This window comes from Exiguobacterium sp. AT1b, assembly GCF_000023045.1.
Classification (GTDB): Bacteria; Bacillota; Bacilli; order Exiguobacteriales; family Exiguobacteriaceae; genus Exiguobacterium.
This window is the reverse complement of the sequence record NC_012673.1, coordinates 1,393,554-1,408,547: the sequence shown is the minus strand read 5'-3', so window position 1 is coordinate 1,408,547 and position 14,994 is coordinate 1,393,554. Positions and strand designations below refer to the sequence as shown.

Sequence of the window (14,994 nt, the reverse complement as noted above, 5' to 3'; positions counted from 1 at the left end):
ACTTTGTGAACGGGAATAAAATGGTCCTGTGAACTTAAAAAATAGATCACTATTAAATATGAAGGAATTGAAAGAAAAAAGGAGATGTTTTTATGGATTGGCAGTTAGTCCTGCAGTATGCCTGGATCGTCGTCGTACTCGTCGGTTTGGAAGGCTTGTTATCTGCAGACAACGCGCTCGTCTTGGCCGTAATGGTCAAGCACTTGCCGCGCACAGAGCAGAAGAAGGCATTGTTCTACGGACTCTTAGGAGCGTTCGTATTCCGATTTATCGCATTGTTCTTGATCTCGTTCTTGATCAACGTATGGCAAGTTCAGGCACTCGGTGCGCTTTACTTAATCGGGATGAGTGCGCGACACCTGTATATGACCTATAAGGCGAGAAAGATGGAGCCGAAGCAAGATTTGGCGGCTGAGGCGAAGGAAGAGACGGCTGTCACGGAGAAGCCGGTATCGAAGAAAGAGTTTTGGCTCACTGTTGCGAAAGTCGAGTTTGCGGACATCGCTTTTGCCGTCGACTCAATCTTGGCAGCGGTCGCGCTTGCGGTCAGCTTGCCACCACTCGGTCTAGGTGAAATCGGTGGGATTGACTCGGGTCAGTTCTTCGTCGTCTTGACAGGTGGACTCATCGGGGTCGTCTTGATGCGATTCGCAGCTCGGATTTTCGTCAAGTTGCTTCATCAGCGTCCGACACTTGAAACGGCCGCTTTCATCATCGTCGGTTGGGTCGGGGTCAAGTTGACGGTGCTCGTACTTGAACACCCTGGTTTCAAGGAATTGATTGCCGGAACACCATTCGAATTCATGGGACTCCCAGACGGGTTCGTCCACTCGACAGCTTGGACGATTTTCTTCTGGTCAGTCATGGTCGGGATTGCGACATGGGGCTGGTTCTCATCGAAACCGACAGCGGTCAAACAATAAAAAGTGGTCTCTCGTTTTTAAGCGAGAGACCTTTTCTTATGCAGTTACATTCTCTTTGTCGTAAATCGGTACCCAGCCTTCAGTCGTCACGAAAATACGAACGGCGACGACTTGGCGGTCTTCTTGTAACGTGAAGTAATGACGTGTGTTGACCGGCACGGAGATGAGATCACCTGGATTGAGTTCGATATTGAAGTATCCGCGTTCTGCATCGTCGATGGCAAAAATGCCGTGACCACTGACGATGAAGCGAACTTCGTCATCCGTATGGTGATGCTCTTTTTGAAAGTTGACGAGCAGTTCATCTAAATTCGGTGTCGCGTCGGATAGTGAGATGACGTCAGCCGTCTTGTAGCCGCGTCGTGCCGACACATCTTGAATCTCGTCACGGAACGTCGCCAAGATGGCTTCTTTGTCCTCGTCTGTCAGTTGATAATTTTCTTGAAGGGAAACCGGTAATTTCGTGATGTCCCACGCTTCGTAAAGAATGTCTCGTGATTCTAAAAAGTCACGTACCTCTTGTTGGTCGCTGACACGTTCTTCGGTTTGTTGAAAATAAATCGTTGCCATGTTGAATTCCTCCTTATGAATGGACGCCTAAGGCGCGTAATTTTAATGAATAGCTAAACAAAAATTCATATGCCTCTAAGTAACGTTTTGCCGCAGCGGGCGTTTCGCCCCAAACGGTGATCCCGTGGTTCCGGATGAGGACGGCACCGGCATCGCCTGTGACATGTGGGGCGAACGCGCGAGCGAGTGTCGGGATATCCGCGTGATTTTCGATAATGGGGATCCGGACACTTGCCGTCTCTTCCCAATAGCCGAGCGCCTTGATAATTTCTTGACCTGTGAACGTCACATGGCCTTGTGCTGCATACAGTTCCGAGATGACGTTATTGTCGACCGTATGCACGTGAAGGGAACAGGTTGCGTTCGTGTTGTTAAAGATTTCGACGTGTAGCAACGTTTCCGCGGACGGTTTGCCTGACTGTTCTCCAATCAATTGACCGGTCGCATCGACGAGGACGAAGTCTTCATTGGTACGCTTTCGTTTATCACGACCGCTTGCCGTCACGAGGAACGTCAACGGGTCGTCCGATACGCGGATCGCCAGGTTGCCACTCGTCCCGGGGAACCAATCTCGTGCGGCGAGCTCGTCTTTAATGTCGGCAAGTTCGACCCATCGTTCTTGTACGGTCATACGTTCACTCCTTTCATGTAAGCTGAAATGTCATAGAATGTCTCGAACGGAACATGTCGAATTCCTTCCGCCTCACAAAGCGAAATCAGTTGACCTCGTGCATACACGACATCGGCACGTTTGGCGATTTCAAAATCAGTGACAGAGTCCCCGATGACAATCAACGTGTCGGTAGGTGAGACAATCTGTCGAGCAATCGTCGGCTTGCAGCATCCGCAATCATTCAAACAATGAACATCGCATGCATGAGGCCATGTGACGCGCGCTGTCTCTCCTGAAAAATCAACGTGATTGCAGAAGATGTGTTCCGGTGCGACGTGACCTTCTAAAATCGGATGGACGAAAAAGTCCATGCCCCCACTGACGACATCAAATCGAAAGCCGTGCGACTGAGTCTCTTGCAAAAACTCGACAAACCCCGCTCGAAGCGTGATGGTCGACTGAAGAAACTCACGATACCGCTCTTGCTGGTTACTTGGGAGCAAGCTGAACATCTGACCGACGCCTTCGCGAATGGAGAGCGTTTGGTTCAACACACTATCTTTAAGTTCGACCCATTCAGGTGGGGCGAACCGTCGCATCAACGCGATGATGTTATCTTCTTCCGTGATGGTCCCGTCGAAATCACAGATGACGTGCGTACTCATCGCGCACCCCACGCATCTAATGCAGTCGATAATGCATCAGTCTCGCTCGTCTTACCGATTGCCTGATCGATCGCTTGGCGGAACGCCCTCGCTCCGGCAGCCGCACCGTCTGGGTGTCCGTGAATCCCGCCGCCGGCATTGATGACGACATCCGTTCCGAAGTCACGAATCAAATCCGGGACGAGTCCTGGGTGAATCCCGGCAGATGGGACCGCCAGAATCGGTTTCGTCCAATGGGATTCCGTCGCATACGTTTGAATCTGTTGTGTTTCGTCTTTCGGTGTCGACAGTGAACCGTATGGCGAAGGGAAGAGCGTCAAGTCCGCCCCGGCGAGTCGAATCAGTTTCCCGAAGAGTAAGGAATGACGAATCGATCCGGTCAACGCTCCTGCAAAAGCGGGATGTGCCAAAATCGGGACGTGAATCTCAGAATCTTTGGCGAGCTCTCGCAACGCGTCAAGCCCGTACGTATACACGTTGAATAAGAGTGCGGTCGCGCCTGCCTCGATCAATCGCTTCGCCTGGTCGCGTAAGGTGAAAACGGGTCCGCTCAACGTGACGGCGTATAGAACGGAACGACCCGTCAATTCTTTATGTTCTTGAATGATCGATGACCCGATCCGAGCCCGTTCGAGCGATGGGGTGAGCGGATTGTCATATAAAATCTCATCGTCTTTCACGAGATCGATGCCACCTGCGAACTGGTCCCGGAGTTGTGTCGCCAAAAAATCAAGGTCCCGTCCGATGACGCCTTTGAAGATGCTCATGGCGAGCGGTCGGTCGTGTACACGAAGGATGTCGCGGACACCTTCGACTCCGAATGCGGCACCCGGAAAGTCCGGTGCGAGCTCCTCTGGAAGCGAGAGGTCGACGAGTTGGACGTTTGGGTCGAGGGAGAGCTTACCGAATGTCGTCGTCAGAATGGACGAAAAGTCCGGTGTCACGTTATGTAGCGGGTAGCGAATCGAGAAGCGACTTGTCGTTTCTTGTTGGGACGTGGCGATGACCTCACCTCGGAACGCTTGCAGTTGATATTGTTCGAGATGGTTCAACTCGGTCCATGTCCCGACGGTCAGCTCATGTGCGATTTTCTCAGCTACACGCTCGATGTGATCGGTATGTTTGATTTCATAAGTAGCGATGATTCCCATAAGTTCCTCCTTTCAGGTCAAACAAAAAATGACCTCATGCCAAGGCAAGAGGTCATTCAAAAAAACAATGAACTCTTATCTCTCAGCGTTAGCTGCAAGAATTAGCACCGTGCCATTTCTGGTCGGTTGCTGCGACATCATCGGGCTTGTCCCTCCGTCTGCTCTTGATAAGAATAGTTGTGAAGTTGTGAAATTTAATTGAATTTTTACATAGAATCGCTCACTCGTCAATTCCTTTTTTTGAGAAAAAAAGTTTGAAAATAATGTTTCTATATATGCGTGTCAAAAATAGGGAGGCGACTGAAAATAGAGGATTGACAACTAGCGTGCATAGTCCGTAATATTCGTCTCAACACGTCAAACACAATTACATCATTTACTCTTATCGCGAGTTGGCAGAGGGAATTGGCCCTAAGACGCCGCAGCAACCGACCATTTGGCACGGTGCTACATCCACCAGACACATGTCTGAAAGATGAGAGGAACAACCAATTTGGGTGTGCCTCTTTCTCGCGGAGAAAGGGGCTTTTTTCATGCATAGAGTTAAGAAAGGGGAAAATCATCATGGCTTATGAGGCGTTTACAGAACAAAGTGTCGTCGACCACGTTCGACAGTTGGGGTTACTAGAAGAGGGGATTGCAGAATGTGAGGAGATTGGGGATGGCAATTTAAATCTCGTCTTTCGCATTCGTCAAGGAGAGACGTCGTTGATTGTGAAACAAGCGTTACCGTACGCAAAAGTTGTTGGAGAGAGCTGGCCGCTCACGCTTGACCGGTCGTGGATCGAACAACTGGCACTCCGTGAATTTTCTAAGGTCGTTCCTCAGTTCGTACCGGATGTACTCGGTAGCGACCGTGAACTCGCCTATACGATTTTGGAGGATCTGTCAGCGTTTGAGATTGTTAGGACTGGCTTCCTAAAAGGAGAGAGCTATCCGAATTTAGCCCGCCACGTCGGTACGTTTCTCGGTGAAACCCTGTTTGCGACGTCTGACTACGCGAACGGACCGCTCGTGAAGAAACAAATCGAAAAAGAGTATTACAATCCAGAGCTATGCGATATCACGGAAAAGCTGATTTTCACCGACCCGTATCGCGATGCAGATTCGAATCAAATCGAAGCGGCCCTTCGTCCGGATGTGGAGCAACTGTGGTCAGACCTCGCCTTGAAAATTGAAGTGACGAAATTGAAGGTTGGGTTCGTGACCAAACATGAAGCGTTGCTACATGGAGATTTACATACAGGAAGCATTTTTGCGACCCGTCAAGAAACAAAAATCATCGATCCCGAATTTGCGTTTTACGGTCCGTTCGGCTTTGACATTGGTCAAATCATTGCTCATCTGGTGTTCTCAACGTATGCGCATCCGTTGAAACGGTTCGAACGCTTCACAGAAGTACTCACCGTCTGGGAGACGTTCGAGAAAACGTTCCGTACCCGCTTTACACAGGCCGCAGAGCCGTTCAACACAGTAGGATTCGTGGACGAACTGTTGCCATCCATTTTGAGTGACGCCATCGGCTACGCAGGCTGCGAATTGATTCGGCGGACTGTCGGTCTGGCTGGAGTCGCCGACTTAGAGACATTACCAGACGACCTTCGCATCGAACGGAAACGCCACGCCTTAGAGCTCGGTACGCGTCTCATCAAACAGCGCCATCAAATTCAATCCATCGATCAATTGATTCCAGTCTTGTCGGAGGTGCGCGTATGAGTGTGCAAAGTATTCATTTCGATGCCGACACGGAAGTGTTGACGATTTTAGATCAGACGCTGTTGCCGCAAGAAGAGCGCTATGTCGAAGTGTTGACGCTCGAACAGGCCGAGCAGGCAATCAAGTCGCTTCAAGTTCGCGGTGCACCGGCCATCGCTTATTTCGGAGCGTTTGTCCTTGCGAAAGAAGCGTCACGTCTGCAAGACAATCCATATTTTCATCTCCAATTGAATCAAGTCGGTCAACGGTTGATTGCGACAAGACCGACCGCGGTCAACTTACAGCATGTCATCGAATCACTCCTTCGATTGAATGTGGGGGAGGACTTTGAACAGATTGCAAAAGCAATCAAGCAGCGTGCGATTGAAATCTTTGAACAAGACGTGGCTACGTATCGCACGATTGGGGAACATGCGCTCACCGTGTTACCCGCTGGTGGCAACGTATTGACGATTTGTAACGCCGGTGCCATCGCGACGTCACGATACGGTACCGCGCTCGCGCCGTTCTATGTCGGGAAAGAGCGTGGCATCCCGTTTCGGGTGTTCGCGTCCGAAACGCGACCGCTGCTTCAAGGGGCACGGTTGACGGTATGGGAGCTCGACCGGGCGGACATCGACGTCACATTGATCACGGATAATATGGCGGCGTGGACGATCCAGACGAAACAAATCGATGCCATCATCGTCGGGGCGGACCGCATCACCCGTACCGGTCATACGGCCAACAAGATTGGAACACTCCAGCTTGCGATTTTGGCGAAGCATTACGGCATCCCATTCTATGTGGCAGCCCCGCATTCGACGTTCGATTTAGAGGCGGACGACACGATTCAAATCGAGGAACGGGACGCCCATGAAGTGACCCATATCGGAGGACATCCAACGGCACTCGTCGGCATCACCGTCTTCAATCCGGCGTTTGATGTGACCCCACCCGAACTGATCACCGGTCTGATCACAGAGACTGGTGTGCTCGAACCGACTGAGTCGGTCATTGTAGAACATGTAGGAGGAAACACATATGTCTAAAAAAATCATCTTCTTCCTGTTGACCGTCATCTTAGCACTTGCCGGATGCACGAACGAACAGGCGCAACCGAAAACGACTACGACAACAAGTAAAACGGAAACGAAAACCGTCAACGTCTCAAATGAAACACTTCCGAAAGATTTAGAAGTCGCCCTCGTCATGCAGATGTCGATTGGGACATTCTCTTCGCAATATATCGAAGGGGTGACCGAGCAAGTCGAAGCGTTCGGTGGCAACGTGAAAGTGTATAACGCCGAAAATGATTTGTCGAAAATGGCGAGTTATGTCGATACGGCCACGACGCAAGGAGTCGATGTGATCTTGATTGACCACGGACGTGCCGATGCCTTAAAAGAGCCTGTTCAACGGGCGCTCGACAAAGGCATTAAAGTTGTCGCATTCGATAACGATTTGACGAATGAAGGCGTGACGGTCATCGATCAAGACGATTATTCACTCGCATGGCGCTCGCTCAAAGCACTCGCGGAAGATTTGGACGGGGAAGGGAACATCGTCACGATTTGGGTCGGTGGATTCACACCGATGGAACGCCGTCATACGATTTATGATGCATTCTTGAAACGGTATCCGGGCATCCAGGAAGTCGCGAAGTTCGGTTCGGCGACGAACAACACGGCGCTCGATACGCAAAGCCAGATGGAGGCGATTTTGAAGAAGTACCCGGAAGGCGAAATCGATGCGGTGTTTGCGATGTGGGATGAGTTCGCCAAAGGGGCGAGCCGTGCCATCAAACAGGCAGGACGTGACGAGATTGCCGTTTACGGGATTGACTTGAGTGACGAAGACTTGCAACTCATGCAAGAAGAGGGGAGTCCGTGGAAAGTGACAGCTGCCACAGATCCAGCCGAAATCGGCCGCATTCAAGTCCGATACGCTTATCAAAAAGTGGTCGGGGAAGAGACGCCTTCCATTCATTCGGTCGACCCATATCTAGTGGACCGTGATGTCTTGCCGAATGAGCCTGTCACGATGGATGACCTTGGACAGTACGTGCCAGGTTGGGGCGAATCGAATGCGGCATGGTCGGATTGGATGAAGGAGACAGACTGATGATTCGCTTGGAACGAATCACGAAACAGTATGGTGACGTCACGGTGCTCGATCAACTATCCTTCAGTTTAAAGCCGGGAGACATTCATGGGCTTCTCGGTCTGAACGGGGCCGGTAAGAGTACGCTCATCAAACTGCTAAACGGAACGGCTGAACCAACGTCCGGCGAGTTGTCCATTGATGGAAAATCAATCCGCCTCACACCAGCGGAAGCGATTCGTCATGGCATCATCACGGTGTCACAAGAAGTCGATGATGCGCTCTATTTGGACTTGCCTGTATATGAGAACGTCCTTCCATGGCAGACAGTGAAACGGATTCGTCCGCAACGTTTGAAACAGCGAGCGAAACGTGTGTTGTCCCGAGTCGGTTTAGAGGTCGATCCAACGCGTCCAGCCGGTCACTTCCCGCTAAGCGTGAAACAGCGCCTTCTCATCGCTCGGGCACTCGAGAGCGATGCTAAGTATTTGCTCCTCGACGAACCGACCGCTGCCTTATCGGAAACGGATGCCGACGCCTTACTTGAATTATTACAAACGCTGGCGGCAGAAGGGGTAGGCATCGTGTTGGTCACGCATCGTTCAAACGAGCTCACACGGGTCACGTCGACCTCTACGTTTCTTCGAGACGGACGTGTCGTGTACGATGGACCGTACCAATCGCTCTCTTCTGAAGCGGTGCAGACATTTTTAAGTGGGACAACATTTGATGCGGCGTTAGAAAAGGCGGTGCCGGAAGACAAGATTTGTTTGTCCGCGCAGTTGACCCTTCCGGCGTTCCAATCCGAGATTTCGATTGAAGCGTATCGCGGAGAAGTGCTCGGGATTGGAGGATTGACGGGGAGTGGGAAGACGGAACTGATGGAAGCATTGTTCGGTCTTTCTGGGATTCGTCAATCCATCACAATCGATGGAAACGAACATGTGATCAAAGAACCGACCGATGCCGTACGTGAAGGGTTTGCACTCGTTCCAGAGGAGAGACGTCGTCATGGATTATTTTTAGACGAGACGATTGAACGGAACGTGATTGCTGTCGCAGGAAAGGCAACTCGCGTTTCGGACGTATTGGCATCGCTTCGCGTCCGTTATGCGAACGTGAAACAACCGGTAAGTGAGCTGAGTGGTGGAAATCAACAGAAGGTCGTCTTTAGCAAATGGTTGCTCGATGACCGAGACATTTATCTGCTCGACGAACCGACAAAAGGAATTGATATCGCAGCGAAACAAGACGTATATGAACGCGTCATTGCACTCGCGAAACAAGGGAAGACCGTATTGTTCACGTCAAGTGAGCGACATGAACTCGAACGGGTCGCCAATCGAATCGTTTGGCTCGACCGTGGACAAATTGTAGAGAAAGGAGGCGTGTAAGATGGCACAATTGGTGGTCAAGGAACGAAAACGAATCAGCGGTCATATCGGTCAGTATGGGACGTTACTCGCAATCCTTGGTTTGATTGCGGTCTTTACCGTGACGAACGATCAATTTCTGACATACGCAAACTTTAGTGACATCATCAAATCGGTTTCAATCGTTTCGCTACTTGCCCTCGGCGTCACGTTTTCGCTCATCGTCGGAGGATTCGACTTGTCGGTCGGCTCGACGGCGAGTCTTGCGACAATCGGGGCAGCGGCAAGTCTCGTCCTTCATCGACAAGAGCTTCTCGTCGCCCTGCTGATTCCACTTGCACTCGGGATTCTCGTCGGGCTGTTGAACGCGCTCGTCACAATCAAATTCCGATTACCGGATTTACTAGCGACACTCGCCATCATGTACGTCATTAACGGGATTCAGTTGACGTATACGAAAGGATTCTCGATTTATGACAACATGCCGATTGAAGGGGGGACGGCGCCAGGGCGTTTCATCCCGTCATTTCTATTCATCGGTCAAGGGACGATCGGTCCGATTCCGTTCGTCGCCCTGCTCATGCTGGTGTTCTTTATCGGAGCACATCTATTCTTGACTTATACGCGGACCGGGCGTGAATTTTATTACGTCGGGTCGAACGCCGAAGCGGCCCGTCGTTCCGGGATCGCCGTGAATCGCATCAAGTTGTACGCCTACGTACTCAGCGGATTGTTTGCAGCCATCGGCGGAATCATTCTTGCATCTCGGATTGGTACGGGACAAGTCTCGGCTGGAGCACCTCTTTTGATGGACGCTGTCGCGGCTGCCTACATCGGCTACGCCGTCTTTGGGACAGGGCGCCCGAACGTGATCGGGACATTGATTGGAGCTATTTTGATTGGAATTCTCTTGAACGGACTGACGATGTGGGACGTGCCGTATTATGCGCAAGACATCGTCAAAGGAACGATTTTAATTGGAGCGCTCGGTCTTTCTTATATTCAGAAGAAACAGCGGACATGACAAAACCCCCGGACATCAGTTGTTCGGGGGTTCGCTTTGTTCACGTGTCATTGAAAGAAATGGATACACACCACCATTCGTCTCCTGCATGAACGTGTCTTGTGGGATGAAACCTAGAGACTCGTATAATCGGATGGCCCGTTTGTTAAACGTGGCGACGGCAAGACGCACTGTGCGAGTCCCATATGTCGCCTCAATCCAATTTAGGATTGACGTGAGGAATCGATGTCCGTTGCCGCTCCCCGTCAAATCAGGGCGCATGCCGAGACCGATAGAAACAGCGTCTACTGATTCGAATTGCAACGTGACGAAACCGATGAGTTCGTCGTCAAGAATGGCGAACGTTGTATCACCTCGCTCATCTGCATCTAAAAACAAGGCGAGATCTTCTTCGTCGGCATCCATATTGTAAAACGCGTATTCGCCTTCATAGCGCCACTCGAAGGCGATCAATTCGGTTTGCTCTTGGGTGAGGGGTTGAAACGTATGGCTCATTAAAATTCCTCGTCTCTGATCGAATTGGTCATGCTACACTCAAATCGTATCATGAAAATAAGGGGAGGGAACATGATGGCAGTCAAATTGGACATGGTCGGGATCGTCGTGACGGATATGAAGCGGTCGCTCGACTTTTATCGGGCGCTCGGGTTTGAGATTCCAGAAGCGATGAACGGGGAAGCACATGTAGAGATTGACGAAGGAGGCGTGCGTCTCGCGTTCGATACGGTAGAAGTGGCCGAATCGGTATACGGGGAATGGAAACAGGCAGACGGGCATCGGATCGAGCTTGCCTTTTTATGTGACAGTCGTGAGTCATTGAATGCTTTGTATGACTCAATCCTTGAACAAGGTTATGCGTCACATAAAGCCCCGTGGGATGCGTTTTGGGGACAACGTTACGCCATCCTGTACGATGCGGATGGGAATTTGATCAGTTTATTCGCCTCATAAAAATAATCCCGGGCCATATGGCTCGGGATTATTGATTGTCATGGCACTCTCCCCATAAACAAAGGGCATTCATGGCAGGCTGAAGGCCGAGGGCGTCTTCAGTCAATGAATACTCGACATGGAGGTGCTTCTCGGTCGAATAGTCGACACGGCGAACCATGCCGAGCTGCTCGAGTTCACGCAATTGGTCGGTCAACACTTTTCGGCTGACGTCAGGAATCGCCCGTTGAATATCAGAAAAACGAAGCGGTCCATCTTGAAGCGTACAATACACTTGGGGGCGCCATTTGCCGCCGATAATCTCGAGTGCGCGGTTGACGGGGAACGATGTGGTCATGTTCAAAGAGCCTCACTTTCGGGTAGTTACTTCAATGTGCGTACTTTTTTTCTTGCTTCAATGACAGTATCTTATCGTTATCCGCTAATTTGAGCAAACAAAAAGGAGTAGATGAAACATGACGTATCCAAGAACATTTTCCCACATCGGTCTTTCTGTACCGAGCGTAACCGAGGCCGTTAAATTTTATGAGGACGTGATGGGGTGGTATACCATCATGACACCATCAGACGTCGTCGAGGATGATTCGCCAATCGGCGTGATGTGTACCGACGTCTTCGGACCAGGCTGGGGTAAATTCCGCATCGCCCACATGTCAACAGGCGACGGAATTGGGATCGAGTTATTCGAATTCCCGAATAACGAGACACCAGAAGATAATTTCGAGTTTTGGAAGACAGGGATCTTCCACTATTGTGTACAAGACCCTGATATCGAAGGACTTGTCGAGAAGATTGTCGCCCATGGCGGCAAACAACGGATGCCGATTCGCGAATACTACCCAGGCGAGAAACCGTATCGCATGGTGTACTGCGAAGATCCATTCGGTAACCTCGTTGAAATTTATTCACACTCATACGAACTCACATATTCGGAAGGAGCTTACTAAACATGAAAGCATGGCTACTCGACCAACCCGGTCTAGAACATCTGCATATTGGAGAAATCGACCGACCGACACCAGGAACGGGCGAACTGTTGATCCGTGTCGAAGCGGTCGCCTTGAACCCGGTCGACTATAAAGTCGGTTCAAACGGAAACCCGAACTGGGCATATCCACACATTCTCGGTGTCGACCTCGTCGGAGAAGTCGTCGAGGTCGGTTCGAGTATCGCCAACATCATTACGGGTTCACGTGTAGCCGTGCATACGGATCTGTCGAAATATGGAGGGTTTGCCGAGTACACGGTCGTCGATGCTCGGGCGTGTGCGGTCGTTCCGCAAGGTGTGAGTGATGAGGCGGCGGCTTCCATCCTATGTGCCGGAATGACGGCTTATGAAGCGGTCATGCAGAAGCTGAACACGCGAGATAAGGAGACGATTCTCGTACACGCCGGAGCGGGCGGTGTCGGTGGCTTTGCGATTCAGCTCGCAAAACGCCTCGGTCTGAAGGTATTCACGACGGCATCTCCGGAGAATTTTGAGTGGGTAGAATCACTCGGGGCGGACGTAGTGATTGATTATAACGTCGAGGACGTGACGGTACGAATCATGGAAGAAACGGATGGACGTGGTGTCGACCTGATTTTGAATACGGTCGGACGAGATGTTGCGACAGCAGACCTAGATCGTCTCGCATTCAGCGGACACCTCGCCTATATCGCCGGGCCACCAGACATGACGAACATGAAAGGCTTCACGTTATCTCCTTCGATTCACGAAGTGGCACTCGGAGCGGCACATGCGAGCGAGGACGAACACGCGATTCGCAACTTGGCGTATATGGCCGAAGAGATGATGAACTTACTCGATGCCGGTGAACTGAACGATCTCGTCACAGAAGTGTTGTCGTTCGACCAGTTAAAAGAAGGTCTCGAAAAACTACAAACGCGGAAAGTACGCGGTAAACTCATCGTCCGAATTCGCGACTGAGTAGAGGGCTCCCTGTTATACTGACAGGGAGTTTATTTGTCGAGGAGGGGAATAAATGGAGCGATTGTTAGATACGTACCGTCAGACAGCTGTTCAGTTGAGCGGTCACGGCAAACGGGAAATCGGGGTGTTGAAACGCGCGTTTGAACAGGTGCGTGACGATGAGCCGAGTGACCAGTATGGACAGGGGGAAACGATTCGCCAGTTCGAAGAGAAGATGGCACAAGTTCTTGGGAAAGAGTCAGCGGTATTCTTTCCGAGCGGCACGATGGCGCAACAAATCGCACTACGCATTTGGTGTGACGAAACAGAGAAGAACACGGTCGCGTATCATCCACTCTGCCACCTTGAAATCCATGAACAGGACGGCTTGAAAGAGTTGCATCAGATCGAACCGATTTTAGTCGGGGACGAAAATCGGTTGATGACGCTCGAAGAGATTCAAGCGTTACCGGACATCGCGTGTCTGTTGCTCGAACTGCCACAACGAGAAATCGGCGGGGAATTGCCGACGTTCGAGGAACTTGTGGCGATTCATGAACACTGTCGTGAGAAAGGGATTCATCTACATCTGGATGGTGCACGACTGTTCGAATCGCTTCCGTATTATGAAAAAGAGGCATCTGAGATTTGTGCGCTCTTTGATAGCGTATACGTCTCGTTTTATAAAGGAATCGGTGGCATTGCCGGTGCCATCCTTGCTGGACCGAAGGCATTTTGTGACACGTCGAAAGTATGGAAGCGACGCTACGGTGGTGACTTGATCAGCTTATATCCATACATCATGTCCGCGGATTATTATTATGAGCTACGAAAAGACAAGATGGCCGAGTATCGAAACGAGGCCGTCCGCTTGGCAGCGCGCTTCAATGAACTCGATGGCGTGTGGACGACTCCACGCATCCCGGTCACGAATATGTTCCATCTTCATTTTCAAGGGGAGAAGGAAGAAATTGGTGAGAAAATTGCGCGCATCCAAGAAGAAACAGGAGTAGGCATTACGGGGTATCTTGTTGAAAAAGACGGACACTGTTCAACCGAAGTAAGCATCGGAGATACGTTTGAACGGATTACGCGAGAACAGCTTGATAGATTGTTTCGGCAGTTCAGATGAATCAAAACATGCACCATTCCTTTTCGGGAACGGTGCATGTTTTTTACTGGCTTACAATCGCTTCGAGACGATCCAGTTGGGAAGTGAACCCTTCGACAGCGCCCATTTCGACGACTTGTTGGAGAGCCTCTTCATTCGGGAATTCGGAGCGACTAATGAATAACGTGCCTTCCGATGTATCGAGAAATTCATTTGTGATCGTCATGACAGGCAAGTCCGGATTGACGTGTCCGTCCGCATCCGAGAATGCATCCGTATAGACGATTCGGGAGTATGGATCGATGTCGATAAAGGTTGATTTGCCCCATGATTCCATACCATAAAAGTCACCTTGTTCTTTGTCGACACAAGTCATGCAATAATGCCAAATCCCCCCCGGTTTGAAGTCGAAGCTGTATACTTTCGTCTCCCATCCGGACGGTCCCCACCATTTCTCTAAATGTGCAGGTGTCGAGAATGCTTCAAATACAAGTTGGCGTGGTGCCTTGAACAGACGTTCCATAATCAATGTCGTGCCCTCTACATGTGATTTGACCGTACTCATGATCCATTCTCCTCTCGCTGTGACTCCGCTAAAAACGTCTCCAATCGATCGAGTCGCTCTGTTTCCCGAGCCATATAGGTCCGCCAAGCATCTAACGGTTCGAGTGCTTGAGACTTGAGTGCATAACGTCTTCGATTGGCATCAATGGTTACTGTGACGAGACCTGCATCATACAGAATTCGCAAGTGCTTCGATGCCTGCGGTTGACTGATCCCAAGCTGATTTGCCATCATTACGACCGTCCACTCTTGTTTCCGTAACAATTCGATCATCCGCAACCGGTTCGGGTCGGCTAACGCTTGAAACAAAGAAGCCAATCTCTCTTCCATTTTTCGTCA

18 protein-coding genes and 2 riboswitches are annotated in these 14,994 nt (G+C 50.6%); of the genes, 10 read left to right on the top strand and 8 right to left on the bottom strand.

Translation table 11 applies throughout. From position 1 onward, the window contains the following. Nucleotides 1–92 precede the first annotated feature (92 nt). The gene (locus EAT1B_RS07155; protein ID WP_012727486.1) at nucleotides 93–923 is read left to right on the top strand and encodes a TerC family protein; all 831 of its coding nucleotides are present in this window, start codon (nucleotides 93–95) and stop codon (nucleotides 921–923) included. Nucleotides 924–959: 36 nt separating this feature from the next. Here the strand turns inward: EAT1B_RS07155 and EAT1B_RS07150 are convergent, their stop codons facing one another. The 4 genes from EAT1B_RS07150 to EAT1B_RS07135 are packed head-to-tail and all read right to left on the bottom strand — an operon-like array spanning nucleotide 960 to nucleotide 3,922. Beyond that, entirely contained in the window at nucleotides 960–1,493 is a 534-nt protein-coding gene (locus tag EAT1B_RS07150) for an acireductone dioxygenase (RefSeq protein WP_012727485.1), read from the bottom strand. Nucleotides 1,494–1,506: 13 nt separating this feature from the next. Then, nucleotides 1,507–2,124, bottom strand: a complete 618-nt coding sequence (locus EAT1B_RS07145; RefSeq protein ID WP_012727484.1) for a methylthioribulose 1-phosphate dehydratase — start codon at nucleotides 2,122–2,124, stop codon at nucleotides 1,507–1,509. Then, nucleotides 2,121–2,771 carry a 2-hydroxy-3-keto-5-methylthiopentenyl-1-phosphate phosphatase gene (locus tag EAT1B_RS07140; RefSeq protein WP_012727483.1) on the bottom strand — a complete coding sequence of 217 codons (651 nt, stop codon included), beginning with the start codon at nucleotides 2,769–2,771 and terminating at the stop codon, nucleotides 2,121–2,123. Before EAT1B_RS07140 ends, EAT1B_RS07145 begins: the two co-directional genes overlap by 4 nt. Beyond that, entirely contained in the window at nucleotides 2,768–3,922 is a 1,155-nt protein-coding gene (locus EAT1B_RS07135; protein ID WP_012727482.1) for a 2,3-diketo-5-methylthiopentyl-1-phosphate enolase, read from the bottom strand. Before EAT1B_RS07135 ends, EAT1B_RS07140 begins: the two co-directional genes overlap by 4 nt. A 72-nt stretch (nucleotides 3,923–3,994) precedes the next feature. Next, nucleotides 3,995–4,096, bottom strand: a riboswitch (SAM riboswitch). Between the two features lie 205 nt (nucleotides 4,097–4,301). Continuing rightward, nucleotides 4,302–4,404, top strand: a riboswitch (SAM riboswitch). Between the two features lie 82 nt (nucleotides 4,405–4,486). Here EAT1B_RS07135 and mtnK point away from each other — a divergent pair. Genes mtnK through EAT1B_RS07110 form a run of 5 tightly spaced genes read left to right on the top strand, consistent with a single transcriptional unit; the run spans nucleotide 4,487 to nucleotide 10,117 of the window. Next, nucleotides 4,487–5,638: an S-methyl-5-thioribose kinase gene (mtnK, locus tag EAT1B_RS07130; RefSeq protein WP_012727481.1), complete on the top strand. Its 1,152-nt coding sequence runs from the start codon at nucleotides 4,487–4,489 to the stop codon at nucleotides 5,636–5,638. Next, complete coding sequence (gene mtnA / locus EAT1B_RS07125; RefSeq protein ID WP_012727480.1) at nucleotides 5,635–6,669, top strand: S-methyl-5-thioribose-1-phosphate isomerase; 1,035 nt, start codon at nucleotides 5,635–5,637, stop codon at nucleotides 6,667–6,669. The genes mtnK and mtnA overlap by 4 nt, the downstream gene beginning before the upstream one ends. Beyond that, a complete protein-coding gene (locus EAT1B_RS07120; RefSeq protein WP_012727479.1) occupies nucleotides 6,662–7,741 on the top strand; it encodes a sugar ABC transporter substrate-binding protein in 1,080 nt (359 codons plus the stop codon). The genes mtnA and EAT1B_RS07120 overlap by 8 nt, the downstream gene beginning before the upstream one ends. Next, entirely contained in the window at nucleotides 7,741–9,114 is a 1,374-nt protein-coding gene (locus EAT1B_RS07115) for a sugar ABC transporter ATP-binding protein (protein WP_012727478.1), read from the top strand. The genes EAT1B_RS07120 and EAT1B_RS07115 overlap by 1 nt, the downstream gene beginning before the upstream one ends. A gap of 1 nt (nucleotide 9,115) precedes the next feature. Continuing rightward, the gene (locus EAT1B_RS07110; protein ID WP_012727477.1) at nucleotides 9,116–10,117 is read left to right on the top strand and encodes an ABC transporter permease; all 1,002 of its coding nucleotides are present in this window, start codon (nucleotides 9,116–9,118) and stop codon (nucleotides 10,115–10,117) included. Nucleotides 10,118–10,132: 15 nt separating this feature from the next. Here the strand turns inward: EAT1B_RS07110 and EAT1B_RS07105 are convergent, their stop codons facing one another. Beyond that, nucleotides 10,133–10,612 (bottom strand): GNAT family N-acetyltransferase, encoded by a 480-nt coding sequence (locus tag EAT1B_RS07105; RefSeq protein ID WP_012727476.1) that lies wholly within the window; start codon nucleotides 10,610–10,612, stop codon nucleotides 10,133–10,135. A 75-nt stretch (nucleotides 10,613–10,687) separates the two neighbouring features. On the opposite strand from EAT1B_RS07105, the gene EAT1B_RS07100 reads away from it, so the two are divergent. Beyond that, the gene (locus tag EAT1B_RS07100) at nucleotides 10,688–11,068 is read left to right on the top strand and encodes a VOC family protein (RefSeq protein WP_012727475.1); all 381 of its coding nucleotides are present in this window, start codon (nucleotides 10,688–10,690) and stop codon (nucleotides 11,066–11,068) included. A gap of 28 nt (nucleotides 11,069–11,096) precedes the next feature. Here EAT1B_RS07100 and EAT1B_RS07095 read toward each other — a convergent pair whose 3' ends face one another. Next, nucleotides 11,097–11,405 carry a helix-turn-helix domain-containing protein gene (locus EAT1B_RS07095; protein WP_012727474.1) on the bottom strand — a complete coding sequence of 103 codons (309 nt, stop codon included), beginning with the start codon at nucleotides 11,403–11,405 and terminating at the stop codon, nucleotides 11,097–11,099. Between the two features lie 118 nt (nucleotides 11,406–11,523). On the opposite strand from EAT1B_RS07095, the gene EAT1B_RS07090 reads away from it, so the two are divergent. Genes EAT1B_RS07090 through EAT1B_RS07080 form a run of 3 tightly spaced genes read left to right on the top strand, consistent with a single transcriptional unit; the run spans nucleotide 11,524 to nucleotide 14,112 of the window. Continuing rightward, nucleotides 11,524–12,015 (top strand): lactoylglutathione lyase family protein, encoded by a 492-nt coding sequence (locus tag EAT1B_RS07090; RefSeq protein WP_012727473.1) that lies wholly within the window; start codon nucleotides 11,524–11,526, stop codon nucleotides 12,013–12,015. 2 nt (nucleotides 12,016–12,017) lie between these two features. Continuing rightward, the gene (locus EAT1B_RS07085) at nucleotides 12,018–12,998 is read left to right on the top strand and encodes a zinc-binding dehydrogenase (protein WP_012727472.1); all 981 of its coding nucleotides are present in this window, start codon (nucleotides 12,018–12,020) and stop codon (nucleotides 12,996–12,998) included. A gap of 55 nt (nucleotides 12,999–13,053) precedes the next feature. Further along, nucleotides 13,054–14,112: a low specificity L-threonine aldolase gene (locus tag EAT1B_RS07080; protein ID WP_012727471.1), complete on the top strand. Its 1,059-nt coding sequence runs from the start codon at nucleotides 13,054–13,056 to the stop codon at nucleotides 14,110–14,112. 43 nt (nucleotides 14,113–14,155) lie between these two features. Here the strand turns inward: EAT1B_RS07080 and EAT1B_RS07075 are convergent, their stop codons facing one another. Beyond that, nucleotides 14,156–14,656, bottom strand: coding sequence for an SRPBCC domain-containing protein (locus EAT1B_RS07075; protein ID WP_012727470.1), 501 nt, complete (start codon nucleotides 14,654–14,656; stop codon nucleotides 14,156–14,158). Next, on the bottom strand, nucleotides 14,653–14,985 hold the full coding sequence (locus tag EAT1B_RS07070; RefSeq protein ID WP_012727469.1) for a helix-turn-helix transcriptional regulator: 333 nt from the start codon (nucleotides 14,983–14,985) through the stop codon (nucleotides 14,653–14,655). Before EAT1B_RS07070 ends, EAT1B_RS07075 begins: the two co-directional genes overlap by 4 nt. Between the last annotated feature and the right edge of the window lie 9 nt (nucleotides 14,986–14,994).